The sequence below is a fragment of the Streptomyces lothianensis genome, from assembly GCF_047779955.1.
Taxonomy (GTDB): Bacteria; Actinomycetota; Actinomycetes; order Streptomycetales; family Streptomycetaceae; genus Streptomyces.
Genome location: NZ_JBLMKT010000105.1, coordinates 1 through 2,586, shown reverse-complemented (window position 1 = coordinate 2,586; position 2,586 = coordinate 1). Strand labels below are relative to the sequence as shown.

Here is a 2,586-nt window from a genome sequence, read left to right as displayed (position 1 = left end):
GGCGCCGGCAGTCCACCATCGACAACTGGCGCTACCACGCCACCTGGAAGCCCCTGCACACCACAACCACCAACCCGGTCACCCTCACCGGCCGCTGGCTGCTCGCGGCCCCCGACGGCCCGGCAGCCGACGGCCCGCAGGCGGACGCCGTCGCCGCCGCCCTGGTCGAGCATGGCGCCGAGGTGGCCCGTATCGCCGTTGCCGAGCGTCCCGAGCGTCCGGAGCTCGCCGCAGCGCTTGCCAAGGCGACGAGCGAAGAGCCCGTGACCGGTGTCGTCTCCCTCCTCGGCCTGCACAAAACGGTCGTCCTCGTCCAGGCGCTCGGTGACGCGGACGTTGCGGCGCCGCTGTGGTGTGTGACCCGGGGCGCGGTCTCCATCGGGGGCGCGGACCGGGTCACGGGCCCGGAGCAGGCCGCCGTGTGGGGGCTCGGCCGGGTCGCCGGGCTCGAACTGCCGCATCGTTGGGGCGGTCTTGTCGACCTGCCGGAGGAGTTCGACGGCCGGGCCGCCGCACGCCTGTGCGCGGTGTTCGCCGCAGGCGGCGACGAGGACCAGGTGGCCGTGCGCGGTTCCGGTGCGTACGTCCGCCGACTCGCCCGCATACCGTCCGCCGCACCCGGCACCACACCCGGCACCACACCAGGCGCCGCGCCTGGCACTGCATCAGGCGCCGCACCCGCCACGCCGTCCCCGGCGTGGACGCCCCGCGGCACCGTCGTCGTCACCGGCGGCACGGGCGCCCTCGGCAGCCGCGTCGCCCGCCGCCTCGCGGACAGCGGCGCCGAGCATCTCGTCCTCACCAGCCGACGTGGCCTGGACGCGCCCGGTGCGGCGGACCTCCACACCGAACTGACCGCCACCGGCGTACGAGTGACGATCGCGGCCTGCGATGTCGCCGACCGCGACGCCTTGCACCGACTGCTCGACGGACTGCGCGCGGACGGCGAGACGATCACCGCTGTCGTACATACAGCGGGCATCGGCCCGACCTGCGCGGTCGTCGACCTGGAGGCCCGGGAACTCGAGGCCGTCCAGGACGCCAAGGTGCGTGGCGCGGTCCTCCTGGACGAGTATTTCGACGACGAACAGCCGCTTGACGCCTTCATCCTCTTCTCCTCCAGCGCGGGCGTGTGGGGCAGTGCGGGCCAGGGCGCCTACGCTGCCGCCAACGCCGTCCTCGACGCCCTCGCCGAGCGGCGCCGCTCCCGTGGCCTGGCCGCCACGTCCCTCGCCTGGGGTGCCTGGGGCGGTGGCGGCATGGCCGACGGCGAGGCCGGCGAGCTGATGCGCAAGCGCGGACTGCCGCTCATGGACCCCGATCTCGCGCTGTCGGCCCTCGAACGCGCCGCCGCCTCCGACGCCGCCTGCCTGACCGTGGCGGACGTCGACTGGGAACGGTTCACCCCTCGCTTCACCGCCGTCCGCCCCCAGCCCCTGATCTCCGAGATCCCCGAGGTCAGGGCTCTGAACGAGGCGGTCGAGCGGGCGCGGCAGGACAAGGACGACAACAGCTCGGAGTTCCTCGGGCGGCTGCGCGGCCTGTCGCCCCACGAGCAGCACCACCTCCTCCTCAAGCTGGTGCGTACGGAAGCCGCCGCCGTCCTCGGCCACTCCGGTGCCGAGGCGGTGCAGCCCACGCGCGCCTTCCAGGAGTTCGGGTTCGACTCGCTTGCCGTGGTCGAACTGCGCAACCGTCTCAAGGCCGTCACCGGCCTGTCGCTGCCCGCGACCCTCGCCTACGACCACCCGTCGCCCGAGGCCCTCGCGCGCCATCTCCGTACCGAGCTCATCGGCGCCGACGACGGTGCCGGAATCGGTGTCGGTATCGGTGCCGGCCCGGACACGGGGCTGTCGACGACGTCCTCGACGCACCGCGGCACCGACGACGACCTCATCGCGGTGGTCGGCATGAGTTGCCGCTTCCCCGGCGGGGTGAACACCCCCGAGCAGCTGTGGGAGCTGCTCGCGGCGGGCAAGGACGCGGTCTCCGGCTTCCCGGTGGACCGTGGCTGGGACCTGGAGCGGCTGTACGACCCGACGCGCTCGGCACCCGACACCTCGTACGTCGACCAGGGCGGATTCCTCTACGAGGCCGGGTACTTCGACCCCGCCCTGTTCGGGATCTCGCCGCGCGAGGCCATGGGCATGGATCCGCAGCAGCGGCTGCTCCTGGAGACGTCGTGGGAGGCGTTCGAGCGGTCCGGCATCGATCCGGCATCGGTACGCGGCACCCGCACGGGCGTCTTCACCGGCACCAACGGCCAGGACTACGCCACCCTCCTGCTGGGTGTCACCGACGCCGACAGCCTGTCGATGACCAGCAATGCGGCGAGTGTGGTGTCGGGTCGGTTGTCCTACACGTTCGGACTCGAGGGCCCGGCCGTCACCGTCGACACCGCCTGCTCCTCCTCCCTGGTCGCCCTGCACCTCGCCGTCCAGGCCCTGCACAACGGCGAATGCGACATGGCACTCGCCGGCGGCGTCACCGTCATGTCCACCCCCGGCGCGTTCATCGAGTTCTCCCGCCAAGGCGGACTCGCCACCGACGGCCGCGTCAAAGCCTTCGCCGACGCCGCCGACGGCA

General features: G+C 73.0%; 1 protein-coding gene. It reads left to right on the top strand.

Translation table 11 applies throughout. The features are described from left to right. Nucleotides 1-2,586 (top strand): type I polyketide synthase (locus ACLF6P_RS29765; protein WP_415954528.1); only part of this gene is annotated, 2,586 nt, incomplete at both ends.